This is a genomic window from Leifsonia sp. fls2-241-R2A-40a, from assembly GCF_030209575.1.
Lineage (GTDB): Bacteria > Actinomycetota > Actinomycetes > Actinomycetales > Microbacteriaceae > Leifsonia.
The window spans coordinates 2,836,870-2,861,052 of record NZ_JARVRS010000001.1 but is presented as its reverse complement, the minus strand read 5'-3'; the positions used below and the strand labels follow the sequence as shown (position 1 = coordinate 2,861,052).

The 24,183-nt window shown below is 69.3% G+C and carries 21 protein-coding genes; 4 read left to right on the top strand and 17 right to left on the bottom strand.

Features of this window, described 5'->3' with window-relative positions; genetic code table 11:
* Window positions 1–5: 5 nt before the first annotated feature.
* The 11 genes from QRN40_RS14155 to QRN40_RS14105 form a co-directional block, all read right to left on the bottom strand.
* Window positions 6–1,082 carry a UDP-N-acetylglucosamine--N-acetylmuramyl-(pentapeptide) pyrophosphoryl-undecaprenol N-acetylglucosamine transferase gene (locus tag QRN40_RS14155; RefSeq protein ID WP_285116343.1) on the bottom strand — a complete coding sequence of 359 codons (1,077 nt, stop codon included), beginning with the start codon at window positions 1,080–1,082 and terminating at the stop codon, window positions 6–8.
* Complete coding sequence (gene ftsW / locus QRN40_RS14150) at window positions 1,079–2,401, bottom strand: putative lipid II flippase FtsW (protein WP_285116342.1); 1,323 nt, start codon at window positions 2,399–2,401, stop codon at window positions 1,079–1,081. The genes QRN40_RS14155 and ftsW overlap by 4 nt, the downstream gene beginning before the upstream one ends.
* Window positions 2,361–3,914 (bottom strand): UDP-N-acetylmuramoyl-L-alanine--D-glutamate ligase, encoded by a 1,554-nt coding sequence (gene murD, locus QRN40_RS14145; RefSeq protein ID WP_285116341.1) that lies wholly within the window; start codon window positions 3,912–3,914, stop codon window positions 2,361–2,363. Before murD ends, ftsW begins: the two co-directional genes overlap by 41 nt.
* Window positions 3,911–5,026 (bottom strand): phospho-N-acetylmuramoyl-pentapeptide-transferase, encoded by a 1,116-nt coding sequence (gene mraY, locus QRN40_RS14140; protein WP_285116340.1) that lies wholly within the window; start codon window positions 5,024–5,026, stop codon window positions 3,911–3,913. Before mraY ends, murD begins: the two co-directional genes overlap by 4 nt.
* Window positions 5,023–6,447, bottom strand: a complete 1,425-nt coding sequence (locus tag QRN40_RS14135) for a UDP-N-acetylmuramoyl-tripeptide--D-alanyl-D-alanine ligase (RefSeq protein ID WP_285116339.1) — start codon at window positions 6,445–6,447, stop codon at window positions 5,023–5,025. The genes mraY and QRN40_RS14135 overlap by 4 nt, the downstream gene beginning before the upstream one ends.
* Window positions 6,448–7,992 carry a Mur ligase family protein gene (locus QRN40_RS14130; RefSeq protein WP_285116338.1) on the bottom strand — a complete coding sequence of 515 codons (1,545 nt, stop codon included), beginning with the start codon at window positions 7,990–7,992 and terminating at the stop codon, window positions 6,448–6,450.
* An 11-nt stretch (window positions 7,993–8,003) separates the two neighbouring features.
* Window positions 8,004–9,746, bottom strand: a complete 1,743-nt coding sequence (locus QRN40_RS14125) for a peptidoglycan D,D-transpeptidase FtsI family protein (protein ID WP_285116337.1) — start codon at window positions 9,744–9,746, stop codon at window positions 8,004–8,006.
* Window positions 9,747–9,765: 19 nt separating this feature from the next.
* The gene (gene ftsL / locus QRN40_RS14120) at window positions 9,766–10,422 is read right to left on the bottom strand and encodes a cell division protein FtsL (protein WP_285116336.1); all 657 of its coding nucleotides are present in this window, start codon (window positions 10,420–10,422) and stop codon (window positions 9,766–9,768) included.
* On the bottom strand, window positions 10,419–11,408 hold the full coding sequence (rsmH, locus tag QRN40_RS14115) for a 16S rRNA (cytosine(1402)-N(4))-methyltransferase RsmH (RefSeq protein ID WP_285116335.1): 990 nt from the start codon (window positions 11,406–11,408) through the stop codon (window positions 10,419–10,421). The genes ftsL and rsmH overlap by 4 nt, the downstream gene beginning before the upstream one ends.
* 115 nt (window positions 11,409–11,523) lie before the next feature.
* Window positions 11,524–11,955 (bottom strand): division/cell wall cluster transcriptional repressor MraZ, encoded by a 432-nt coding sequence (mraZ, locus tag QRN40_RS14110; RefSeq protein WP_115697105.1) that lies wholly within the window; start codon window positions 11,953–11,955, stop codon window positions 11,524–11,526.
* A gap of 242 nt (window positions 11,956–12,197) precedes the next feature.
* Window positions 12,198–12,578, bottom strand: coding sequence for an SCO2097 family morphological protein (locus tag QRN40_RS14105; protein ID WP_285116334.1), 381 nt, complete (start codon window positions 12,576–12,578; stop codon window positions 12,198–12,200).
* A gap of 81 nt (window positions 12,579–12,659) precedes the next feature.
* Between QRN40_RS14105 and QRN40_RS14100 the strand changes: the two genes are divergently transcribed.
* A complete protein-coding gene (locus QRN40_RS14100; protein ID WP_285116333.1) occupies window positions 12,660–13,790 on the top strand; it encodes a polyprenyl synthetase family protein in 1,131 nt (376 codons plus the stop codon).
* A gap of 48 nt (window positions 13,791–13,838) precedes the next feature.
* On the opposite strand, the gene QRN40_RS14095 is transcribed toward QRN40_RS14100, so the two are convergent.
* Window positions 13,839–14,180 (bottom strand): Rv2175c family DNA-binding protein, encoded by a 342-nt coding sequence (locus QRN40_RS14095; RefSeq protein WP_285116332.1) that lies wholly within the window; start codon window positions 14,178–14,180, stop codon window positions 13,839–13,841.
* Window positions 14,181–14,331: 151 nt separating this feature from the next.
* Here QRN40_RS14095 and QRN40_RS14090 point away from each other — a divergent pair, with 151 nt between their 5' ends.
* Both QRN40_RS14090 and pknB read left to right on the top strand, forming a co-directional pair.
* Window positions 14,332–15,453, top strand: coding sequence for a LysM peptidoglycan-binding domain-containing protein (locus QRN40_RS14090; RefSeq protein ID WP_285116331.1), 1,122 nt, complete (start codon window positions 14,332–14,334; stop codon window positions 15,451–15,453).
* Window positions 15,454–15,539: 86 nt separating this feature from the next.
* Window positions 15,540–17,447: a Stk1 family PASTA domain-containing Ser/Thr kinase gene (gene pknB / locus QRN40_RS14085; protein WP_285116329.1), complete on the top strand. Its 1,908-nt coding sequence runs from the start codon at window positions 15,540–15,542 to the stop codon at window positions 17,445–17,447.
* A 105-nt stretch (window positions 17,448–17,552) separates the two neighbouring features.
* Here pknB and QRN40_RS14080 read toward each other — a convergent pair whose 3' ends face one another.
* The 4 genes from QRN40_RS14080 to QRN40_RS14065 form a co-directional block, all read right to left on the bottom strand.
* Window positions 17,553–17,966 (bottom strand): hypothetical protein, encoded by a 414-nt coding sequence (locus QRN40_RS14080; protein WP_285116328.1) that lies wholly within the window; start codon window positions 17,964–17,966, stop codon window positions 17,553–17,555.
* Window positions 17,967–18,139: 173 nt separating this feature from the next.
* On the bottom strand, window positions 18,140–19,468 hold the full coding sequence (locus QRN40_RS14075) for a class II 3-deoxy-7-phosphoheptulonate synthase (RefSeq protein WP_285117502.1): 1,329 nt from the start codon (window positions 19,466–19,468) through the stop codon (window positions 18,140–18,142).
* A gap of 127 nt (window positions 19,469–19,595) precedes the next feature.
* Entirely contained in the window at window positions 19,596–20,285 is a 690-nt protein-coding gene (locus QRN40_RS14070) for a lysophospholipid acyltransferase family protein (RefSeq protein ID WP_285116327.1), read from the bottom strand.
* A gap of 28 nt (window positions 20,286–20,313) precedes the next feature.
* Entirely contained in the window at window positions 20,314–21,264 is a 951-nt protein-coding gene (locus QRN40_RS14065; RefSeq protein ID WP_285116326.1) for an ROK family glucokinase, read from the bottom strand.
* A 147-nt stretch (window positions 21,265–21,411) separates the two neighbouring features.
* Between QRN40_RS14065 and QRN40_RS14060 the strand changes: the two genes are divergently transcribed.
* Window positions 21,412–23,241 (top strand): AMP-dependent synthetase/ligase, encoded by a 1,830-nt coding sequence (locus QRN40_RS14060; RefSeq protein ID WP_285116325.1) that lies wholly within the window; start codon window positions 21,412–21,414, stop codon window positions 23,239–23,241.
* On the opposite strand, the gene QRN40_RS14055 is transcribed toward QRN40_RS14060, so the two are convergent.
* Complete coding sequence (locus QRN40_RS14055) at window positions 23,196–24,083, bottom strand: endonuclease domain-containing protein (protein ID WP_285116324.1); 888 nt, start codon at window positions 24,081–24,083, stop codon at window positions 23,196–23,198. The two genes, QRN40_RS14060 and QRN40_RS14055, sit on opposite strands and share 46 nt — an antisense overlap.
* Between the last annotated feature and the right edge of the window lie 100 nt (window positions 24,084–24,183).

Genomic DNA, 24,183 nt, shown 5'->3' with positions numbered 1-24,183 from the left:
CGCTCTCAGCCGACCAGGAGCGCGCCGCGGATGAGCGCGACCATGCGGTCGGACCCGTCGCGGACCCCCGCCGAGGCGGCCCGCCGGCCCATCTCGGCCACGCGGTCGCGGTCGGCGAGAAGCGGCAGCAGCTGCGCATCCACCCAGGCCGGCTGGAACTCGGCGTCGTCGACCAGCACGCCTCCCCCGGCCCGGAGGACGCCGGCGGCGTTGTAGCGCTGCTCGCCGTTCCCGATCGGGAAAGGGACGTACACGGCAGGGATGCCGAGAGCCGCGAACTCGCAGACGGTCGCGGCCCCCGCGCGGGCGACCGCGAGGTCGGCGATGGCGAGGGCGAGGTCCATCCGGTCGCAGTAGTCGAGCAGGCGGTAGTGCTCGACGCCGGGATCGGTCAGCTCGCCGCGGCCGCCCTGGATGTGCAGCACCTGCCAGCCGGCCGCGGTCAGCTCCTGTGCCCGCGCGGCGATGGTCTGGTTGATGCGACGGGCGCCCAGAGAGCCGCCGGTCACCAGCAGCGTCGGACGCTCCGGGTCCAGCTCGAACTCGGCGGCCGCCTCGGGGCGTGCGGCGGCGCGGTCGAGCTGCTCGATCTCGACCCGGAGAGGCATGCCCACGAAGGTGGGATGCGGCAGCGGCGTGCCCTCGAAGGCCACCCCGACCCAGGGCGTGTAACGCGCGCCCAGGCGGTTCGCCAGTCCGGGCCGGGCGTTCGCCTCGTGGAGCACGAGGGGCACGCCCTCCTTGCGGGCGGCGGAATAGGCCGGAGCGGCGGCGTAGCCGCCGAAGCCCACGACGGCGTCGATCCCTCGGGAGCGGATGAGGTCGCGCACGCTCGCGATCGACCGCCGGTACTCGCCGGGGAAACGCAGCGCGGCGGCGTTCGGGCGGCGCGGGAACGGCAGTTTCGGGATGGTCGCCAGCTCGTATCCGCGCTGAGGGACGAGGCGCGCCTCCAACCCCTCCTTCGTGCCGAGGACCAGCACCTCTGCGGCGGGGTCGTCTCGGCGCAGACGGTCGGCCACGGCGAGCAGGGGGTTCACGTGGCCGGCGGTGCCCCCGCCGGCAAGAAGGTAGCGCGTCATGCCCGCGGGCCCGCCGCACCGGCGTCGTGGGCGGCCAGGGAGTCACGGTGGGACTGCCGCGCGAACGACAGCACGATTCCGATGGCGATCATGGAACTGATCATCGCAGTTCCACCCGCAGAGATCAGTGGGAGCGGCACGCCCAGGACCGGGATGACGCCCAGCACGACCGCGATGTTCACGAACGCCTGCCCGATCAGCCACACCATGATGGCGGCCGTCGTGACGCGTGCGAACGGGTCGGTCGACGCGTGGATGATGCGGAGGAACACGACCGCGAGCATGACGAACAGCAGCAGGACGACGATCGCGCCGATCAGTCCGAGCTCCTCGCCGATGATCGCGAAGATGAAGTCGGTGTCGGCGGCCGGAAGCCACGACCACTTCGAGTGCGAGTTGCCGAGACCGACGCCGAAGACACCGCCCGACGCGAGCGCGTAGAAGCCGTTGTTGATCTGCCAATTGACGTCGGGGTTGGCCGCGCTCGACCCGCCGAACATGGCGGCGATGCGGCCGAGCCGGCTGGCGCTCGAGATGGCGACGAAGAACGCCACGACCGCCACTCCGACGACGCCGGCCGCCAGGTAGCGCATCCGCACACCCGCGAAGAACAGTGCGCCGAGGATCAGGGCGGCCATGATCATGGTCGTCCCCAGGTCGCCGCCGAGGGTCACCAGCGCAACGGCGCCGCCCGCGACCGGGACCACCGGGATCGCGACGTGCTTCCACTGCGTGAGGACGTCCCGCTTGCGGGCGAGCACGACGCCCAGCCAGACGACGAGGGCCAGCTTGATCGCCTCGGACGGCTGCACCGTCAGCGAACCGATCTTCAGCCAGTTGCGGTTGCCGCCGATCTCCATGCCCAGCGGGGTGAAGAGCACGAGCAGTTGCAGGAAGCAGGCGGCGGCGAGGAAGAACCAGATCGTCCGGCGCCAGAACGCCCGCGGGATGCGCGACACCACGAACATCAGCGGCAGGCCAACGAGCGTGTACGCGCCCTGCGACCAGAACCGTGAGAAGAAGTTGTCGCTGTCGTTGTGCGACTCGACCGACGAGGACGACAGCACCATGACGAGGCCGAACACGACCATGAACAGCGTGATGCCGAGCAGCATGAAGTAGTTGGCCGACTCGGAGGTCATGGAGCGACCGAGTTGGATGCGCGTGGTCAGCGCGCCGAGGCGCGTGGTGGCCTGCTCGGCCGGCGGCTCCTGCGGCGCGTGCGGCTGTGGCCGCTGAGCGTGCTGACGCTGGGCGTGCTGCTGCTGCGCGGCTCGGTCAGCCCTGCTGCGGGTCGGGACGCGGGGCGGACTCGTCATCCGCCTCACCTCCCAAATACTCGTTGACCGCTGCCTGGAACAGGCGGCCGCGTTCTGCGTAGTCGGCGAACTGGTCCATCGATGCCGCCGCCGGAGCGAGCAGCACGGTGTCGCCCTCACGGGCGAGACCGCCGGCCAGCCGCACCGCCGTCGGCATGACCTCTTCAGTCTCGCGGGCGTCGACCTCCAGCACGGGAAGCTCGGGCGCGTGTCGCTCGAATGCGGCCCGCAGGGCGTCGCGGTCGACGCCGATCAGTACCGCACCGCGCAGGCGCCCGACGTGCCGGCCGACCAGCGCATCCACGTCGACGCCCTTGAGCAGGCCCCCGACCAGCCAGACCACCGAGGGATAGGCGCGCAGCGACGCGTCGGCCGCATGCGGGTTCGTGGCCTTCGAGTCGTCGACCCAGTTCACGCCCGCCTCGGCCCGGACCAGCTCGATCCGGTGGGCGTCGAGGCGGAAGGCGGTCAGCACGTCACGGATGACCTGCGGGTCGACGCCGTACGAGCGGGCGAGCGCACTGGCCGCGAGGATGTTCGCCACGACGTGCGGGGCGGCGAGTCCGGCCTCCTGCAGCTCGTCCAGCGTGGTGAGCTCGATCGCGGCGTGCGCCCGGTCCTCCAGGAACGCGCGGTCGCAGAGGATGCCGTCCACGATCCCGAAATCGCTCGGGCCGGGAACGCCCAGCCCGAAGCCGATCGCGCGGGCGCCCTCGACGACCTCGGCCTCCTCGACCATGCGCAGCGTGTTCTGATCGGCCTTGTTGTAGACGCAGGCGACCTGCGTGTTGTCGTAGACCTTCGCCTTAGCGGCGATGTACGCCTCCAGAGAGCCATGCCAGTCGAGGTGGTCGTCGGCGATGTTGAGGCAGGCGGAGGAGTACGGCGAGAGTTCGCCGCCCGCGTTCCGGTTCACCCAGTGCAGCTGATAGCTGGAGAGCTCGACGACGAGCGCGTCGAAGCCCTGAGGATCGCGGATCGCGTCGAGCACGGGGACGCCGATGTTGCCGCACGGGGCGACGCGGCGACCGGCGGCGAGGATCATCGTCGCGGTGAGCTGCACCGTCGTGGTCTTGCCGTTCGTGCCGGTCACGCAGATCCAGTCCGCCGGACCCTCGGCGCCATCGGGACGCGCGACCTTGTCGCGCAGCCGCCACGCCAGCTCGATGTCGCCCCAGACGGCCGTGCCGCGCTGCTGCGCCCAGACGAGGAGCGGGTGGTCCCAGTGGAAACCGGGCGACGCGATGACGAGTTCCGGATCGAACGCGGTCAACCGCTCCGGCGGCGCCTCGAGGTCGGCCTGCTCGACGAGGTCGGCGCCGATCACCTCGAGCAGCATGCGCCGCTCGTCGTCGGCCTTCGCCGCGACCACCAGGACGTCCGCGCCGAGTTCGGCGAGGGTGTCGGCGACGGAGAAGCCGGTGACGCCCAGGCCGTAAACGGCGACGCGCAGGCCGCTCCAGTCGGAGTGCCAGCTGGTGAGCGACGCGAGCCGCTCGTCGAGCTCGCTCATGTGGCGAGCCATTCGAGGTAGAAGGAGCCGACGCCGGCCGCGACCAGCAGGCCGCCGATGATCCAGAACCGGACGACGACGGTCACCTCCGCCCATCCCTTCAATTCGAAGTGATGGTGGATGGGACTCATCAGGAAGATGCGTCTGCCGTGCGTGAGCTTGAAGTACGCCCGTTGCACGATCACCGACCCGGCCTCGATGACGAAGATGCCGCCGATGAGCACGAGCAGCAGTTCGGTACGGCTCAGGATCGCGAGGGCCGCGACCGCGCCGCCGAGCGCGAGCGAGCCGGTGTCGCCGAGGAAGATCTGAGCGGGCGAGGTGTTCCACCACAGGAAGCCGACCACCGCACCGACGATCGCCGTCGCCACGATGGCGAGGTCGAACGGGTCGCGGACGTCGTAGCACTTCGGGATGTTCTCGGGGTTCAGGTTGACGCTCGCGCATGACTGGATCGACTGCCAGAACCCGATGATGATGTAGGCGCCGATCGCCAGGATCGACGCGCCCGAGGCGAGCCCGTCGAGCCCGTCGGTGACGTTCACCCCGTTGGACGCGGCGGCGACCAGGAAGTTGATCCAGATCAGGTAGAGCCCGTAGCCGACGAGCACGCCGATCACGCCGAACTTGGTGATCGAGCCGAAGTCGATCGCCGGGAGGTCGCGGATGAACGAGACGCTCATCGACGCCGGTGTGTAGTCGTTGCCGTTGGGGAACCGGATGGCGAGGAACGCCCAGACCGTCGCCACGACCACCTGCCCGGCGACCTTGGCCCACCCGGTCAGGCCGAGACTGCGTTCCCGTCGGGTCTTGAGGAAGTCGTCGATGAAGCCGACGACGCCCAAGCCGACCATCAGGAACAGGACGAGCAGGGCTGAGACGCTGGTCTCGTCCCCGGTCAGCAGGAGCGCCGTGAAGTAGCCGAACAGCGTGCCGAGGATGACGACGATCCCGCCCATCGTGGCGGTGCCGCGCTTGGCGTGGTGGCTCTGCGGGCCGTCGTCGCGGATGAACTGCCCCCACTGGAGGCGGCGGAAGAGCCGGATGAACAGCGGCGTCAGGAACAGCGTGAACGCCATCGACAGCGCACCGGAGGTCAGCAGGGCTCTCACGAGAAGGATTCTCCCAGTCGGTCGCCGAGGAAGCGCAGCCCGGCCGAGTTGGAGGACTTCACGAGCACCGTGTCGCCGGGGCGCAATGCACCCTGGAGGTGGTCGAGCGCGGCGTCCTGCGTGTCGAAGTACAGCGATTCGCCGTCCCACGACCCCTCGTTGATCGCGGTGATGTGCATGCGACGCGCGGCCGGTCCGACGATCACCAGCTGGTCGATCCCGAGGCGGACCGCGAGCAGCCCGATGCGGTCGTGCTCCTCGCCGGAGAACTCGCCGAGCTCGCTCATCTCGCCGAGGACGGCGATCGTGCGCCCGCCGGGCTCGGCGATTTGCGCGAGCGTCTTCAGCGCGGCCGCCATCGAGTCGGGGCTCGCGTTGTAGGCGTCGTTGATGACGGTCACCTCGCTGCTGCCCATGACCTCCATGCGCCAGCGCTCCGCGGTCTCCACCGTCTGCAGGGCGGCGACGATCGTGTCGATGTCGACGTCCAGCGTGTGGGCCGAGGCAGCCGCGGCCAGCGCGTTCATCACGTGGTGCTCGCCGAGCACCTGGAAACGCACGGGACGGGACGGGCCCTCTCCCCCGTCGGGCGACGGCAGGTGGAGCGTGAACGAGGTGCCCCGGCGATCGGAGACGATGTCGGTGGCCCGCACGTCGGCGCGCTCGTCCAGCCCGAACCACAGCACCCGGGCGACGGTCTTGTCCGCCATGGAGGCGACGCGCGGGTCGTCCATGTTCAGGATGGCGACGTCGGACTCCAGCAGATCGGTGACCATCTCGGTCTTCGCCTGCAGGGTCTTCTCGATCCCGCCGAACTCGCCCGCGTGGGCGAGGCCCACCTTGAGCACCACGCCGACGTCCGGACGGGCCATCCGCACAAGGCGGGCGATCTCTCCGATGCCGCTGGCGCCCATCTCGGCGACGAGGAACTGCGTCTCCTCTGTCACCTGCAGCATCGTCACCGGCGCGCCCACCTCGTTGTTGAACGAGGCGCGCGGGGCGATCGTGGGGCCGACCTGCTCGAGCACGGCCCGAAGCAGGTTCTTGGTGGTGGTCTTGCCGTTGGAGCCGGTGATCCCGACGATCTTGAGCAGGCCCAGGGCACGAACGCGGGCGATGACCTCGGTGGCGAGGTCTCCGAGGGCGACCACGGTGTCCTCGACCAGCAGCTGCGGGACGGGCAGCTCGAGCGGGTGATCGACGACGACCAGTGCCGCTCCGGCCTCGACGGCCTGGGGCGCGAAGAGGTGACCATCGGTCACCTCGCCGGGCTTGGCGAAGAAGATGGTCCCGGGGACGACCTCGCGGGAGTCGGTGGTCGACGGCCCGGAGAGCTCGGTCTCCGGGGAGACGTGGGTGCCGTCGAGCAGCAGGGTGCCGCGGGTGGCCTCCGCGATCTCGGCCAGGGTGAGGGCGATCATCTACAGCCACCCGGCCTCTCGCAGCGCGAGACGCACATCCTCGCGGGCGGAGTACGGCAGCCGCTGGCCGGCCACCTCCTGGTAGTCCTCGTGGCCCGGTCCGGCGTACAGGACGACATCGCCCTCGCCCGCGAGCGAAAGAGCCGTGCGGAACGCCGTGCGGGGGTCGGGCACCTCGTACAGCTCGAGGTCGGGCACGGCGCCGCGCGCCCCCTCCAGCAGGGCCGCCCGGATGCCCGCCGGGTCCTCCCATCGCGGGTGGAAGTCGGTGATCACCACGGCGTCCGAACCGCGCGCGGCGATGGCGCCCATGTCGGTGCGCTTCGTGGTGTCGCGGTCGCCGTCGGCGCCGAACACCATGACGATGCGTCCGTCGGTGACCTTGCGCAGGGCGCTCAGCGTGGAGAGGAAGGCGTCGGGGCTGTGGCCGTAGTCGATGAAGACGACCGGGCCGCGGTCTCCCGAAAGGCGCTCGGCGCGGCCGGGGATGTACGCGTCGATCCCGCCGTCGCGCTCCAGCGCCGCTCCGATGGCGTCGAGGTCGTAGCCGGACTCGACCAGCATGACGATCGCGAGCGCCGCGTTCGAGGCGTTGTACGCACCGAGCAGCGGAACGCGCGTCTCGAGCCGGCGGCCGTCCGGGCCCTCCAGCGCGAAGGACGTGTGCGTGAGGGACTCCTCGAGCACCGTGAGCCTCCACTCGGCGTCCGTGCCGGGCGAGCTGGTCAGCGTCGCGACGGGGATGCGCGACTGCTCGACCACGCCGCGGCCCCAGTCGGAGTCGACCGTGACGACACCGCGTCGCGCGCGGTCGGGCTGGAACAGCTCGAGCTTCGCGGCGAAGTACTCGTCCATGTGGGCGTAGTCGTCGAGGTGGTCGTGGCTGAGGTTGGTGAATCCGACCACGTCGAAGACGATGCCGTCGACGCGGCGGCGCGTGAGCGCCTGCGCGGAGACCTCGATGGCGACGGCGCGCACACCCTCCTCGCGCATCCGGGCCAGCAGGGCGTGCAGCTCGCTCGCCTCCGGCGTCGTGAGCTTGCTCGTGATGGCGGTGTCGCCGATCCGGCGCTCGGCCGTCGAACTGAGGCCGGACACGACTCCCAGCTGGCCGAGGATCGCGTTCAGCAGGTAGACGACGCTGGTCTTGCCGTTGGTCCCCGTGACGCCGAACAGCGTCGCCGAGTTCTCGTCGGTGCGGTAGATCCAGGCCGAGACGGCGCCGAGGGCGCCGCGCGGGTCGGGCGTGACGATGACCGGCAGTCCGGAGGCGGCCGCGAGAGCCGCGCCGTCCTCGTCGGTGAGCACGGCGATCGCCCCCGCCTCGGCGGCAGCGGTCGCATAGCTCGCGCCGTGCGCGTTGCGGCCGGGCACGCCGACGTAGAGATCGCCGGGTTCCACGGCGGAGCTCGCCAGGGCTGCGCCCGTGACCTCGACGCCGTCGAGGTCGCCGCGGCTGTCCAGCCCGAACTCCGCTACCAGCTGGGCGAGCGGGCGGGCGACGGGATGCTCGGGGCGCAGAGAGATGGGCGCCGGTCCTGTCACGGGGCTCACTTTCAGTAGTACGGAGGGTAGTCGGCCGGGCTCGACGTCGAGGGCTTCACCCGGTAGGTCTTCAGCACCTGACTCATGATCGTGTGGAACAGCGGAGCGGCGGCTGCCGACGAAGTAATGGTAGTCGGGTATCCGAGGTTGACCGAAACGACGTACTGCGGATCGTCCACCGGAGCGACGCCCATCACGGACACGTAGTACGACGGCAGGTACCCGCCCTTGCCGTCCGGTTGCTGGGCCGTTCCGGTCTTGGCGGCGATGCGGTAGCCCGGGATCTGCAGCTGCTTCTTGAGCTCGCCCGAGGTGACGATGGACTCCATCATCCCGAGCGTCGTCGCGGCCGCCTGCGGGGACACGACGGAAGTCGGCTTGCTGTTCGGGACGTCGGTGACCGACCCGTCCGGGTGCTCGCATCCCTCCACCATCGACAGGGGGATGCGGGTGCCCCCGTTCGCGAGCGCCTGGTACGCATCCACCATCTGCAGCTGGGTGGCCGAGACGCCCTGCCCGAACATGGTCGCGTACTTGGTCTGGTCGTCCCAGTCCTTGACGGGGTTCAGGATGCCGTCCGACTGGTTCGGGTACGGGAGGCCTGTGGAGTCGCCGATGCCGAACTTCTTGAGGTAGTCGTAGCGGGTCTGGTCCGTCAGCGCCCTGCCCAGCTGCGACATGCCCGTGTTCGACGACATCATCAGCACACCGGTGAGGGTGAGCCGCAGCGGATCGTGGTAGCCGGAGTCGTGCAGGTCGGCCCCGTTGCCCGACTTCCACGAATAGGGGGCGAGCACCGGAGTCGTCGGCGTCGCCTTCCCCTGGTCGATCAGCATGGAGGCGGTCAGCGCCTTGAAGGTGGAACCGGGCTCGTACGGGTCGGTGAACGGCAGCAGCCGCCAGTAGGACGGGTCCGTCGCGTCGATGTTGTTCGGATCGAGGGCCGGCCACTGCGCGATCGCCTTGACCTTCCCGGTCTTGGCCTCCGCCACGGTCACGAAACCGAACTTCGATCCGGTCGCGCCCACCTGCTGAGCCAGCGTCTGCTCGGCGAACCACTGCAGGTCGCCGTCGATCGTGAGCTTCAGGGTTCCGCCGTCCTTGGCCTGCTTCTGCACCACCGTGCTGCCGGGGATGGCGACGCCGTCGGCCCCGCGCTGGTAGGTCTCGTCGCCGTTCTCCCCCGCGAGGCAGCCGTTCTCGCTCTTCTCGAGTCCGGCGTCGCCGCCGGCGGACAGGTACCCGAGCAGGTTGCCCGCGACCGCCCCGTTCGGGTAGCTGCGTGCCTGCTTCTTGGTGAAGGTCAGCCACGGGTACGGCAGCTTGTCGAGCTTGTCGAAGGCGGCGACGTCCATCCCGGACTTGATAAGGACGTATTGCGACTTCGGGTTGTTCTTCAGCGCCGCGTCGATGAGAGCCACAACGGCGTCCCCGCCCTGGCCGGTGATCCCGCCGATCTTCGCGGCGGCCTGCACCATCTTCTCGCGGCCTCCGGCGATGGCATCCTTCGGTGAGGCGGCCGCCGTGTACGTGTAGATCGTGGTCGCGAGCACGGTGCCGTCGGTGTCGACGATGTCGCCGCGATTGCCGAGGAGGGGCGTCGACACCTCCTTGGCCTGCACCGACTGCCGCTGCAGCGCATCCGCGCGGACCACCTGGATGTCGACGAGCTTGGCGCCGAGGATGCCGACGGTCGCCGCGACGGCGAGCACCGTCACCGCGGTTCTCCGCCGCAGCATCTTCCTGTCGACCATGCCAGCGCCCGTCCCGTCGTCAGTGCGTCACCGGGGTCGGCAACGCTCCCTGCAACGGTACGGTCGGGGCGGTCCCGGCTGCGGTAGCCGCTCCCGGAGTTGTGGAATTCACAGCAGGCGACGTCGTCTGTGCAGAGTTCGCCGCGCCCTGCGGCTGGGTCACCAGCGGGACGCCCGCGAGCAGCGAGTTCGGGACGAGGTTTCCCAGGTTGCCCGTCACCGTCCCGGCCGCACCGTTGGCAGGCTGCGGCGCACCGAGGACGGCGCCGTCGGAGAGCCGCAGGTAGGCGGGACTGCTGTTGCTGACCATCCCGAGCGCGTTCGCGTTCGCGGCCAGGTTCTGCGGAGACGACACCCGGTTCAGGTCTTCGGAGACCGACTGGTAGGAGCGCTGGAGCTGCGTCTGCTTCGACTCGAGGGTCTGCAGCTGGTATGCACCCTGCGAGATGCCGATGCTCAGGAGCAGCTGCGCGACCACGACGGCCAGCAGCGTGGCGACGGCGACGCCCGCGTAGAGGGCGCGCGGCCGGGCCCGGCGCTGCGACCGGGTGGGGACGACCTCGAGGTGGGTGCGCGTCGGCTCCTCGACGGGAGCCGGCATCGCACCTCCGCGCCACAGTGCCGCCGGGCGCTTGCGCGCCGGAGCCGGGATCGCCTCTGCCAGGTTGGTGCTCACGGGCGCCTCCTCGTGTCGTCTCGTCCGGTCGCGGGACGCACCCGCTCCGCCGCCCGCAGGCGCACCGGAGTGGCCCTCGGGTTCGCGGCCTTCTCGTCCTCATCCGCCAGCTCGGCGCCGCGGATCAGCAGCTTGAGCTCGGGCCGGTGCTCGGGCAGCTCTACCGGAAGCCCGGCGGGAGCGCTCGACACCGAGCGGGCCTGCAGCTCGCGCTTCACGATGCGGTCCTCGAGCGACTGGTACGCCTCCACGACGATGCGGCCGCCGACCGCCAGCGCATCCACCGCCGCGGGGATGGCCCGTTGCAGCACCGAGAGCTCCTGGTTCACCTCGATGCGGAGCGCCTGGAACACACGCTTCGCAGGGTGGCCCTGACGCTGGACCGCGACGGGCGTCGCCTTGGTGATCAGGTCGACCAGCTGGCCCGAGCGCACGAGCGGCGCGTGCTCGCGCGCCTCGACGATCCGGGCGGCATAGCGTCCGGCGAGCTTCTCCTCGCCGTAGTCGCGGAAGATACGGCGCAGGTCCGCTTCCGAGTACTCGGCCAGCACGGTCTCGGCGGTCAGCTCGCTGGTGGAGTCCATCCGCATGTCGAGCGGTGCGTCCTTGGAGTACGAGAAGCCGCGCTCGACCCGGTCGAGCTGCAGGGATGAGACGCCGAGGTCGAACAGCACCCCGTCGATCTCGTGGAAGCCCAGGCCCTCGATCGCCTCGCGGATGCCGTCGTACACCGTGTGGACGAGGTGGACGCGGTCGCCGAAGCGCTCCAGGCGCTGCCCCGCGATCCCCAGGGCCTCGGGGTCGCGGTCGAGACCGACCAGGATCGCCTCAGGGAAGCGCTCCAGGATCCCGGCCGAGTGGCCGCCCATCCCGAGCGTCGCGTCGACGAAGACGGCGCCCGGCTTCGTCAGCGCAGGGGCGAGCAGCTCGATCACGCGCTCGAGGAGGACCGGGGTGTGGATGCGGGAGTTGTCGGAGTCGCTCATGGTCGATCGGGACGGTCCGCCGCCCCTGGTTCCGGATCCCCATCCATCCCGACCTGACACCGGGGAAGTGGTGTCAGGGCGTATGGCTGGGAGTCCGGCGTCAGGGACGCACGGCTCAGAAGAGTCCCGGGATCACCTCCTCCTCCGTGTTCGCGAACGCTGCTTCCTGCTCGGCCAGGTAGGTCTCCCACGCCTGGGCGTCCCAGATCTCGGCGCGGCTGCCCGCACCGATCACGACGAGGTCGCGATCCAGTCCCGCGTACGTCCGGAGCGAGGCCGGGATGGTCACCCGGTTCTGCTTGTCCGGCACCTCTGCGCTCGCCCCCGAGAGGAAGACGCGGAGGTAGTCGCGGGCCTGCTTGCTGGTCACCGGCGCCTGGCGGATCTTCTCGTGGAGCGATTCGAACTCCGCCTTGGAGAAGACGTAGACGCAGTGCTCCTGGCCGCGGGTCAGGACGAGGCCCGACTCGAGCTCGTCCCGGAACTTGGCCGGGAGGATGATGCGCCCCTTCTCGTCGAGCTTCGGGGCATGCGTACCGAGGAACATCGGCTGCCACCCCCACTCTCCGGCCCAGGTTGCGGTGTGCCTCCACTTTACTCCACTTTCATCCACAAATCAGGATACGGAACGCAAATTGCCCCGAAATGGGTACGCAAAGACCCGGGATTCCGCGGGAGAACCCAGTGGAGGGAAGTGGAGTGGATGTGACCGCGATCGGACACGAAAAAGGGCCGATCCGTATGGATCGGCCCTTTTTCGAAGAACTCGGTGGAGCGTTGTGGAGGGGTCTACCCCTCGTTGCCGTCGTTTCGCTTGTCCCAGCGGTCGTTCATGCGGTCCATGAACCCGGTCTGGCCTCCACGTGCCTTTGCACGCTTCGGCTCGGCTGCGCCGGGCTCGACGGCGATGCGCTTGCCGGGTGCGATGGCGACCAGCACCCCGGCGAACATGATCACGAAGCCCAGGATCCCGATGATCGGCTGCTGGTAGTAGACGCCGGCGATGAGCACGCCCACGCCGACGACGGCGAGCAGAATGCCCAGAACGATCGAACGGTACGCGGGTCTGGCCCGCTTGCCTCCGACCTTCGCGACGAAGTCTGCATCGTTCTGATAGAGACTGCGTTCCATCTCTTCGAGGAGGCGCTGCTCGTGTTCCGAAAGCGGCATCCGATTCCCCCTCTTTCTCGCGGGTTCGAGAGCTTCAGTGAGGCTGATTCTAGACCTCACGTGTCTGGCTAGGCTAGGCGTGTGTCTGAAAGCATCCGATTCGTCGACCTCATCCAGTCAAGAATCGATGGATTCTTCGATGCGCGTGCCTCCATTCTCGTCTCCATCGCCGACGAGCTCTCTCCGGTGGCAGCGTTCTCAAGGGATTTTCTCAGCGGCGGCAAGCGGTTCCGTGCGCTGTTCTGCTTCTGGGGATGGCAGGCGGTCCGGACCGCGGGGGACGACGACGCCGACGCCTCCGATGTGAGCGCGATCCCCGCGGGCGGAGCGCTCGACGCGGTGGTCTCGGTGTCGAGCGCGCTCGAGCTGTTCCACGCCGCCGCCCTCGTGCATGACGACCTGATCGACAACTCCGACACCCGCCGCGGTGCGCCCGCCGCGCACAAGCGGTTCGAGCGCCTCCACGACGCCGAAGGCTGGGGCGGTTCCGGCGCGACGTTCGGGACCGGCGCCGCGACCCTCCTGGGCGACCTGCTCCTCATCCTCAGCGACGAGCTCTTCGATGAGGGGCTCACCCAGCTGGTCAGCGCACCGGCGCGACGGGCGGCGCGGGCCGAGTTCAACCGGATGCGGATCGACGTGACCGCCGGACAGTATCTCGACATCTTCGAGGAGATCGGCTGGGCCGGCCGGCCCGACGCGGACCAGTTGGCCCGCGCCGAGCGCGTCATCGTCTACAAGTCGGCCAAGTACTCCATCGAGTCGCCCCTGCTGATCGGCGCGAGTCTCGCGGGCGCGACCGTCGGCCAGCTGGATGCGCTGCGCTCGTTCGGGCTCCCCCTCGGGATCGCGTACCAGCTGCGCGACGACCTGCTGGGTGTCTTCGGCGACGCGGATGTGACCGGGAAGCCGAGCGGGGACGACCTCCGCGAAGGCAAGCGGACCGTCCTCATCGCGCTCACGCGCCAGGCGGTCCCCTCCGGGGCGCGGGCGACGCTGGACGAATTGCTCGGCGACCCCGACCTGACGCCGGAGCAGGTGCGGACGCTGCAGCTCACCATCCGGGAATCGGGTGCGGTGGACACCGTGGAGCGCATGATCGCCGAGAACGTCGCGCGGGCGATCTCGGCGCTCGACGCGGCGCCGCTCGGAGCGGGCGCGAAAGCTCAGCTGCGCGATCTCGCGATCACGGTCACACGCCGCAGCGCGTGAGTCGCGCGTCCTGAATCCAGGCCACGCGCGGAGGCCGGGCGTCCCGGATCAGGCGAGCGCCTGGGCCACGCGGCGCACCTCGGCCTTGCGGCCGGCGCGCAGGGCCTCGATCGGCGAGGTCCCGAGGCTCTCCTCCTCGGACAGCAGCCAGTCCACCGCCTCGTCGTCGCTGAAGCCGTCGTCGGCGAGGACGATGAGCGTGCCGTGCAATTCGCTCAGCGGCTCGCCGTCCTTCAGGAACGACGCGGGCACCTTGAGGACGCCGTCGATCCGCTTGGCGCCCAGGTGGCGGTCCTCGATCAATCGGCGAACCCGGCTCACGCTCAGGCCCAGCGTCTCGACGAGGTCGGGTACGGTCAACCACTCGGTGGTCTGCACGTGCTCGGTCACCCTTCCAGCGTGCCATGGATTGCAGCCGGGTGAGAGCCGGGGTAATTGTTACGATCATGTAAACTGCTTTCACATCTGTCACTCCTGTTGACTCCTCTTATCTCTTGTGTCAGCGTGGGGTGTCGACGTGTCACTCGAAGAGGGGGGTCCTATGGCTCTGGCAGACACCGGCAAGGTTCGCAGCGTCCTGGGCACGGTCCCGATCGCTGTCGCGAGCTCCATCGCCGTCACGCTGAACCTGGTCACTCCGGCGCAGGCCGCACCGCGCGAAGAGCACTCGACCGACCACTCCGGCGACACCGGAGAAGTCACGCCGCTGGAGCGGGCGACGCTCGTCAGCACCATCGGCTCCTCCGCCGAGACCTCGGCGGCACGCACCGCCGTCGCCGCTGCACCCGCCTCCTACCGGGTGCAGTCCGGGGACACCGTGTCGGGGATCGCAGCACGCTTCGGGCTGTCGACCGCCGCCGTCCTCGCCATGAACGGGCTGAGCTGGAAGAGCCTCATCTTCCCCGGTCAGGTCCTCGCCCTCGCGGGGCCCGCCGCCGCAGCTCCCGCCCCGGCCGCTCACGCCGCACCAGCGCCTGCCCCCGCCGCACCCGCGGCACCCGCCCCCGCATCCGCGACGACATACGTGGTGGCGAAGGGCGACACGGTCAGCGGGATCGCCGGCCGCTTCGGCGTCTCCACCCGGGCCGTCCTCGCGGCCAACGGTCTGAGCGGCTCGAGTCTCATCTTCCCGGGCCAGAAGATCCGCATCCCGGGCATGACCACCGCCGCACTCAACACCCCGACGGCCGCCCCTGCACCCGCTCCGGTCGCCGCCCCCGCTCCCCTGCCCGCGGTCGCCGCCGGCCAGGTCTTCGCTCTCACCGACGAGATGCGCGCGAACGCCCAGCTCATCATCCGGATCGGCCGGCAGCAGGGCGTCCCGAACCAGGGGATCGTCGTGGCCCTCGCTGCCGCTGCCCAGGAATCCGGCCTCCGGAATGTCCGTTATGGTGACCGCGACTCGCTCGGCCTCTTCCAGCAGCGGCCGAGCACCGGATGGGGCACGCCGGAGCAGGTGCTCGACCCGGCCCGGGCGACGCTCGCGTTCTACGGGGGTGCGGGCAACCCCAACAAGGGCCGGACCCGCGGACTGCTCGACATCCCCGGATGGACCGCGATGAGCGTCACGCAGGCCGCGCAATCCGTGCAGATCTCGGCCTACCCCGTCGCCTACGCGAAGTGGGAGACCTCGGCCCGCGCCTGGCTCGCCCAGCTCGGCTGAGTCCGAATGTCACAGCCCGGTCACAGCCACCGCGTCCACCGGTGTTTTGCAGGGTTCCCGGACGGGTCGTTCCCTAGACTCGAATCGTGACCACGAGCCAGACCGACCCGATGATCGGCCGTCTCATCGACGGCCGGTATCAGGTGCGCTCGCGGATCGCCCGAGGCGGCATGGCGACCGTCTATCTGGCCACCGATCTGCGGCTCGAACGCCGCGTCGCCATCAAGATCATGCACGGTCATCTGGCCGACGACTCCACGTTCAAGAGCCGGTTCGTCCAGGAGGCCCGCTCGGCGGCGCGCCTGGCGCATCCCAATGTCGTCAACGTCTTCGACCAGGGGCAGGACTCGGACATGGCGTACCTCGTCATGGAGTACCTGCCCGGAATCACACTGCGCGACCTGCTCAAGGACTACGGGAAGCTCACCCCCGAGCAGACGATCGACATCATGGAGGCGGTCCTCTCCGGGCTCGCCGCCGCGCACAAGGCGGGCATCGTCCACCGCGACCTGAAACCCGAGAACGTCCTGCTCGCCGACGACGGCCGCATCAAGATCGGCGACTTCGGACTCGCGCGCGCGGCCAGCGCGAACACCGCGACCGGCCAGGCGCTGCTCGGGACGATCGCGTACCTCTCCCCCGAACTCGTCACCCGCGGCGTGGCGGATGCCCGCAGCGACATCTACGCGCTCGGCATCATGATGTACGAGATGCTCACCGGGCAGCAGCCGTTCCAGGGCGAGCAGCCGATGCAGATCGCGTACCAGCACGCCAACGACGCGGTCCCCTCCCCGAGCAGCAAGAACCCGGCGGTCCCCGCCGAGCTCGACGAGCTGGTGCTGTGGGCGACGGAGAAGGACCCGGACCGCCGTCCGCGCGACGCGCGGGAGATGCTCGATCGGCTGCTCGAAGCCGAGAAGGCGCTGCGCGGTGAGGCCGTGCTGCAGCCGACGATGGTGCTCCCTCCTGCTTTCGACGTGGATGCGGGCGACACCCAGATCATCAACCCGGCCATCCGCCAGCAGGTCGCCTCGGCGATTCCGGCCGCCACGGCGACGCTCACGAAGGCGGCCGCCAAGCGCCGCTCGAAGGGCTGGTGGCTGTTCGCGCTGGTCCTCGTGCTCGCGGGCGTGGCGGGAGGCACCGGCTGGTACTTCGGCTCGGGCCCCGGCTCACTGGTCGACGTGCCCAACCTGGTCAACGCGACACCGGATGCGGCGACCGCTCAGCTCGTGAAGCTCGGCTTCACGGCGGCACAGGCCCCTGAGTACAGCACGACCGTGGCCAAGGGGATGGTGTCGAGCACCGACCCCAAGGCCGGCTTCCCCGCCGCGCGGGGCAGCACAGTGACGCTTCGCGTCTCGCAGGGCCCGAAGCCGATCACCATCCCTGCTCTCGCCGGTCAGAGCATCGACGCCGCGAAGAGCGCCATCACCGGCGCGGGCGCGAAGGTCGGCGACGTGGCGACCCAGTTCGACGCGAAGGTCCCGGCGAACACCGTTCTCTCCGCCACGCGCGCCGACAACGGCGCCGACATCTCCGGCGGCGGTCCGTACTTCGAGGCCGCGGCGGTCAACATGGTGGTCTCGGCCGGCGCCATCCCCGACGTGTCCGGCAAGTCGGTGGCGGACGCCTCCGCCGCCCTCAGCAAGGTCGGACTGCTCACCTCGGCCGGTCCGCAGAGCTACAGCGACACGATCGCAGAGGGCGACGTCATCTCGGCCCAGCCCCAGCACGACCCGGTCAAGCCCGGCGACACGCTTCTGCTGGAGACGTCGAAGGGCCCCGAGCCCGTGACGGTGCCGGACGTGGTCGGAAAGACCTGGGACGTCGCGAAGAAGGCGCTCACGGATGCGGGCTTCAAGCTGAAGTACAGCGGCCTGGCCGATCTGCCCGGCGTTTCGAACTCGGTGCAGGTCTCCAAGATCTCCCCCGGAGCCGGGACGCAGCAGCCGAAAGGCTCCACGATCACGGTCAACTTCGCCGGCTTCTGACCCGGCGGGTCGCCGCACAGGCTTAGGCAGGGTGCCCTGCGCTCGCGCGAGGACGAAGAAGGGCCGCTACTCACTTCTGAGGAAGCGGCCCTAGTTGTTTCGCTGCTAAAGACCCGTCACGCTCCACACCACGTTGCGATTCCTCAACTCGTTCAGGTTGAAGCACTGCCCGGCACTTCGATAGGTCGCGTAGGTGGCAGACGACGGGAAGATGTTGACCGTCGCGCTGGAGACCCAGATGGAGGCGGCGTTGTTTCGGATCAACTGCCCGTATCCCGCCGCTCCCCACTGCTTGCTGTTGAAGGTGTCGCTGATCCAATGCTCGCCCGAGTTGAGTCCCGTGTAGACCCGAGACGCTGAGACGCCGGCGTTGCAGTTCGGAGAGTAGAAGATTTCGAAGGCCGGCGTCGACGCCGCCTCGGCCGGCGCTGCGCCGACGATCGCCGTCGCGACGGAGATAAGCGCGACGCAGGCGGTGGAAATGATGCGAGCTCGTCGCTGCTGGAACGTGAGGGGCATAGGCATGACGGTCCTTTCGATAGCCATAAAATATCGTATCGCTATTTACATGAGACATCCTAGCTCCGCCCGGAATGTGTCCCGGAAGTCGCGACGCCTGGTTGACGCAACACGCCGCCCCGGCCGAGGCCGGGGCGGCGTGTTGCGTCAGGTAGGTGCAGCGCGCGAGCGGGTCAGGCCTGCGAGAGCTCCTCGGCGACCAGGAAGGCCAGCTCGAGCGACTGCATGTGGTTGAGGCGCGGGTCGCACAGCGACTCGTAGCGCGTCGCGAGGGTCTCCTCGTCGATGTGCTCGGAACCGCCCAGGCACTCGGTCACGTCGTCGCCGGTGAGCTCGACGTGGATGCCGCCCGGGTTGGTCCCGGCGGCGCGGTGCGCCTCGAAGAAGCCCTTGACCTCGTCCACGACGTCGTCGAAGCGGCGCGTCTTGTAGCCGTTCGGCGTGGTCAGGCCGTTGCCGTGCATCGGGTCGGTGACCCAGAGCGGCTTGGCGTCGGACCGCTTGATCGCCTCGAGCAGCGGCGGGAGCGCATCCCGCACCTTGCCGGCGCCCATCCGCGTGATGAACGTCAAGCGGCCGGGCTCGCGCTCCGGATCGAGCTTGTCGATCAGGCGCAGCATGTCGTCGCGGGAGGTCGTCGGGCCGAGCTTGACACCGATCGGGTTGCGCACGCGCGACAGGAAGTCGACGTGCGCGCCGTCGAGCTCGCGGGTCCGCTCGCCGATCCAGACGAAGTGGGCCGACGTGTTGTACGGCGTGCCGGTGCGGGAGTCGATCCGCGTCATCGGCCGCTCGTAGTCCATCAGCAGAGCCTCGTGGCTGGAGTAGAACTCCACACGCGTCAGCTCGTCGAAGTCGGCGCCCGCCGCCTCCATGAACTTGATGGCGCGGTCGATCTCGCGGGCCAGGCCCTCGTAGCGCTGGTTCGCCGGGTTCGCCGCGAAGCCGCGGTTCCAGCTGTGCACCTGGCGCAGGTCGGCGAAACCACCCTGAGTGAAGGCGCGGATCAGATTCAGCGTGGATGCGGCGGTGTGGTACCCCTGCACCAGCCGGCGCGGGTCGGCCTGACGCGACTCGGGGGTGAAGTCGTAACCGTTGACGATGTCGCCGCGGTACGCCGGAAGCGTCACGCCGTTGCGCGTCTCGGTGTCGCTGGAGCGCGGCTTGGCGAACTGACCGGCCATCCGGCCCATCTTGATGACGGGAACCGAGGCGCCGTACGTCAGGACCACCGCCATCTGGAGGACGGTCTTGACCCGGTTGCGAATCTGGTCGGCAGTTGCCCCGGCGAAGGTCTCGGCGCAGTCGCCGCCCTGCAGCAGGAACGCGTTCCCCTCGGCGGCGCGGGCCAGACGCGTGCGCAGCTGGTCCACCTCACCGGCGAACACCAGCGGCGGCAGCGTCGCGATCTCCGCGGATGCGGCCGCGGCCGCCTCCGGGTCCGGCCACGCCGGCTGCTGCTTGATCGGGAGGGTGCGCCAATACTCCAGGCCCTCGATCACGGACTCGTCTGGTCGCACGACGGGCTCTGTGGTCTGCAGCACTGGTCTTCCGCTCACTCTGATCATTCGGTGGATGGGTGGATAACCGAGCCTATCGCGCCGGACGCCAGGTACAGCGCCGAAGGACTTAACGTGACAGCGTCGCCCGCTTCTCCTTGACGGTCGTCGCGTACACGTCCATGTACTCCTGCGCGCCCAGGCGCTGCAGCTCGTACATGATCTCGTCCGTGACCGAGCGCAGGATGAAGCGGTCGCCCTCCATGCCGTCGAAGCGGGAGAAGTCCAGCGGCTCCCCCACGATGATGCCGATGCGGCCGATCTTGGGGAGTCGCTTGCCGATCGGCATGATCTTCGCGGTGTCGACCATGGCGACCGGAACGACGGGCACGCCCGCCTCCAAGATCATCCGTGCGACGCCCGTACGGCCCCGGTACAGCTTGCCGTCGGGGCTGCGCGTGCCCTCGGGGTAGATCCCGAGGATCTCGCCGCGGGCGAGGACCGCGAGGCCGGTGTTCAGCGACGCCTCCGACGCCTTGCCGCCGGAGCGGTCGATCGGCAGCTGGCCGGTGGCGTTCATGAACGCTTTGGTCGCCCATCCCTTCAAGCCCCTGCGCGTGAAGTAGTCGCTCTTGGCGAGGAAGGACACGTGCCGTTCGACTTCCAGCGGCAGGAAGATCGAGTCGATGAAGGACAGGTGGTTGCTGGCGAGGATCACGGCGCCGTCGGAGGGGATGTTGTCGAGCCCGACGACCCACGGCCGGAAGATCCCGCGCAGGATCGGCCCCACGACCACGTACTTCATCAGCCAATAGAACATCGAACCGAAGCCTATCCCCGCGTTGTGCCTAGAGCGAGGAGGCGTGCAGTCGAGCCAGGTCGGCGGCGCCGACCACTCCGGCGTCGTTCACGAGCTCGGCGATCGTGAACTCCGGCTCGGGGTGGAAGCCGCGCGCGGGGAGGTTTTCCAGATACGCGAGACGGATGGGCTCGAGCAGCAGTTCGCCGGCCTGCGCGACCCCGCCGCCGAAGACGAAGAGCTGCGGGTCGAGGATGGCGCCGAGGCTCGCGCAGGCCTGGCCCAGCCAGTCGCCGAGCTGCCGGAGGGCGGCGAGCGCGCCGGGGTCGCCCGCGCTGATCAGCGCGCTGATGTCGACGCCCGTGAGGGTCCCGGCGCGCGAACGCGCATCCGCGAGCGCCTGACCGATGCCGCCGGCGTCGGCCAGCTCGTTCGCCATCCGCTGCAGGGCGCGTCCCGAGCCGTACTGCTCGATGCAGCCGTGCGCTCCGCATCCACACGGCAGACCGCCGGGGACGACGCGCATGTGCCCGATCTCTGCGCCGGCCCCGAAGCCGCCGCGGAACAGCCGGTCGTTGCTCACGATCGCGCCGCCGACACCCGTGCCGATGGTGAGGACCACCATGTCCGACACCAGCCGCCCGGCGCCGTAGCGGAACTCGGCCCAGCCGGCCGCGTTCGCGTCGTTCTCGATGATGACGGGGATGTCGAGGCGCGCCTCGAGCTTCTCCCGGAAGGGTTCGTGGCGCCAGTTGATGTTCGGCGCGTAGTAGACGGTCGACTGCGCGGCATCGATGAAGCCGGCCGCCGCGACTCCGGCTCCCGCGATCTCCTCCGGGCCGTCCGACAGCCGCTCGATCATCGCGACGACGGCGTTCTCGATCTCGACCGGCCGGGTCGCGTCGGTCGGCACCCTGTCCTCGCGGACGATCACGCCGAGCTCGTCGACGACGGCTCCCGCGATCTTGGTGCCTCCGATGTCGATGCCGATGGCGTGCACGTGTGGCCTTCCCGCGGGATGAAGGAGTGAGGAGTGGCCCACAGGGCGCGTCAGGAGACCCGCAGCAGGACCATCTAGAGTGTAATCAACCGGATCGGCGTAAGCCATTCGGTCGAACGCCCGCCCGCCGGTATCGAGGGAGCTACCGTGAATGTGATCGAAACCCCCGTCGTCGTCCCGCTCGACCCGGAGGCCAACACCACCGACCTGCTGGTCGACCGAGTGACTCAGACGCCCGATCTGCCCCTGTTCAGCCTGCCGGACGGCGGCGGTTGGAAAGACGTCACGGCAGCGGAGTTCCACCGCCAGGTCATCGCGCTCGCCAAGGGCCTCGTGGCCGCAGGCATCGAGCCCGGCGACAAGATCGGCCTCATGTCGAAGACCCGCTACGAGTGGACCCTCATCGATTTCGCCGTGTGGTTCGCCGGCGCCGTGCTGGTGCCGATCTACGAGACCTCCTCCCCCTCGCAGGTGCAGTGGAACATGTCCGACTCCGGGGCCATCGCGGTCTTCCTGGAGACGGCCGAGATGCACGCCCGCTTCGACGAGGTGCACCCGGAGCTCCCCCTCATCCGCACTGTCTGGCAGCTGCACCTGGGCGACCTCGACAAGCTCGTCGCCGCGGGCGTGGACGTTCCCGACGGCGAGATCGAGCGCCGGCGGAAGCTGGCCAAGGGCTCCGACATCGGAACCCTCATCTACACCTCCGGCTCGACTGGGCGGCCGAAGGGATGCGTCCTCACGCACGCGAACTTCGTCGAGCTGTCGCGCAACTCCGCCGAGGCGCTGAAAGAGGTCGTGCAGCAGCCGGGAGGCGCATCCACGCTGCTCTTCATCACCGCCGCGCACGTGTTCGCGCGCTTCATCTCCGTCCTGAGCGTCACGGGCGGCGTGAAGGTCGGGCACCAGGCCGACACGAAGCAGCTGCTGCCCGCGCTGGCGAGCTTCAAGCCGACGTTCCTCCTGGCCGTGCCGCGCGTGTTCGAGAAGGTCTACAACTCGGCCGAGCAGAAGGCGGAGTCGGGCGGCCGCGGCAAGATCTTCCGCGCCGCCGCCGAGGTCGCGGTCGCGCACTCGAAGGCCCTCGAGACCGGTGCGGTGCCGTTCGCGCTGAAGCTGAAGTTCGCGCTGTACGACCGGCTGGTCTTCTCGAAGCTCCGCGCCGCCATGGGTGGCCGCGTGAAGTTCGCCGTCTCGGGTTCCGCTCCGCTCGGCTCGCACCTCGGACACTTCTTCCACAGCCTCGGCATCAAGGTGCTGGAGGGCTACGGCCTCACCGAGACGACAGCACCGGCCACGGTCAGCCGACCCGACCGGTTCAAGATCGGCACCGTCGGCCCCGCCCTCCCCGGTGTGGACCTGCGCCTCGCGGCGGACGGCGAGATCCAGGTGCGCGGCATCAACGTCTTCAAGGAGTACTGGAAGAACCCGGAGGCGACCGCTGCGGCGTTCGACGACGGCTGGTTCCGCACGGGCGATCTCGGGTCGTTCGACGAGGACGGGTTCCTCACCATCACCGGCCGGAAGAAGGAGATCATCGTCACGGCGGGCGGCAAGAATGTCTCCCCTGCTGCGCTCGAGGACCCCATCCGCTCCAACCCGCTGGTCGGCCAGGTGATCGTGGTCGGCGACCAGAAGCCGTTCATCTCGGCGCTGGTCACCCTCGACACCGAGATGCTGCCGACCTGGCTCGCGAACAACGGCGAGGACAAGGACATGACCCTCGCCGAGGCGTCCGTGAACCCGGCGGTGCACGCCGAGATCCAGCGTGCGATCGACCACGCGAACGCGGGAGTCTCGCGCGCCGAGAGCGTCCGCAAGTTCGTCGTTCTCGCGACGGAGCTGAGCGAGGCGAGCGGGCACCTCACGCCGAAGCTCAGCATCAAGCGCAACGTCATCCTCGCCGACTTCGCCGACGTGATCGACGGCCTCTACAGCGACAACCCGAGCACGCAGGGCTTCTCGCTCGCCCACTGAGCGGCTGACCATTCGTCACGAATCCTGAGCATTCGTGACGAATCGGCGACGTTCGTCACGAATCCGTCGAGGCGGCTGACGAACGCGTCCCGATTGTGGAAGAGATCGTCCGCGGTCACTCGGACGACTCGCCAACCTCGGGCCTCGAGCAGTTCACGGCGCCGGATGTCGGCACTCCACTGCCGACGGTCCACACGATGACCGTCACCCTCGTACTCGAACGCGAGCTGCGCCTCACGGATGATCAGGTCGGGGTGCAGCGTCAATCGACCGCCGTCGACGACCACGGGTCGATTGACTTCGATGTCGTCGAAGCCCAACTCTTCCAGAAGCAATCGGAGAAGCGTCTCGGGTCGCGAGTCCGCACCGAACCGGATGCGCGACAGCGCCCAGGTGCGAGCCATCGCGCCTTTCGTGCGACGCATATGCCCGGCAGCGTCCGCAAGCCGCGCGAGTTCGACGAGCGGGGGACGGGATCGCGACCCTACGAGGTGATCCCCCGCCGCAACGAGGTCCGCCGGTGCGAATACGCCGGACAGCTGGCACCAGACCTGCTCCGGCGTGCAGACCGGCAGGCCGTTGAACGCTCCGCCGAGTACCGTTCCGAGGCTGTGTCCGACCACACCGCGACCTCGCGGAGGAGTACGCGGAAAGGCGACCGATACGTGCAGGGCAGCGTGAGCGACGTCCGCGGGCAGTGGGATGCCGAGCAATGCCGCCGCCGTCTGATGGCTGAAAAACGCGTCCTCCGGCATCAGAGGCAGATACGCGCGGCAGAGCGCGCCGACAGTGCCCGGGGCGGTCAGGAGGTGGACACCGTGGAACGGACGCAGCGGATCCACGGCAGGCACGCGGGGAGCCCCGCGCCCACTTGCGGATTCGCCGGTCGGCGGAGGCGCAAAAGAGGTAGGCGCTGTAACGATTCGAGAGCTTCGCATGCTT

What these genes read in the sequence shown, in the direction of transcription:
- QRN40_RS14090 (WP_285116331.1), top strand. Translation starts at nt 14,332, where the DNA reads ATGGCTCTGGCAGACACCGGCAAGGTTCGCAGCGTCCTGGGCACGGTC.
- QRN40_RS14105 (WP_285116334.1), bottom strand. Translation starts at nt 12,578, where the DNA reads ATGCCGCTTTCGGAACACGAGCAGCGCCTCCTCGAAGAGATGGAACGC.
- QRN40_RS14135 (WP_285116339.1), bottom strand. Translation starts at nt 6,447, where the DNA reads ATGATCGCCCTCACCCTGGCCGAGATCGCGGAGGCCACCCGCGGCACC.
- QRN40_RS14070 (WP_285116327.1), bottom strand. Translation starts at nt 20,285, where the DNA reads ATGTTCTATTGGCTGATGAAGTACGTGGTCGTGGGGCCGATCCTGCGC.
- QRN40_RS14155 (WP_285116343.1), bottom strand. Translation starts at nt 1,082, where the DNA reads ATGACGCGCTACCTTCTTGCCGGCGGGGGCACCGCCGGCCACGTGAAC.
- QRN40_RS14080 (WP_285116328.1), bottom strand. Translation starts at nt 17,966, where the DNA reads ATGCCCCTCACGTTCCAGCAGCGACGAGCTCGCATCATTTCCACCGCC.
- mraZ (WP_115697105.1), bottom strand. Translation starts at nt 11,955, where the DNA reads ATGTTCCTCGGTACGCATGCCCCGAAGCTCGACGAGAAGGGGCGCATC.
- ftsW (WP_285116342.1), bottom strand. Translation starts at nt 2,401, where the DNA reads ATGACGAGTCCGCCCCGCGTCCCGACCCGCAGCAGGGCTGACCGAGCC.
- murD (WP_285116341.1), bottom strand. Translation starts at nt 3,914, where the DNA reads ATGAGCGAGCTCGACGAGCGGCTCGCGTCGCTCACCAGCTGGCACTCC.
- QRN40_RS14125 (WP_285116337.1), bottom strand. Translation starts at nt 9,746, where the DNA reads ATGGTCGACAGGAAGATGCTGCGGCGGAGAACCGCGGTGACGGTGCTC.
- rsmH (WP_285116335.1), bottom strand. Translation starts at nt 11,408, where the DNA reads ATGAGCGACTCCGACAACTCCCGCATCCACACCCCGGTCCTCCTCGAG.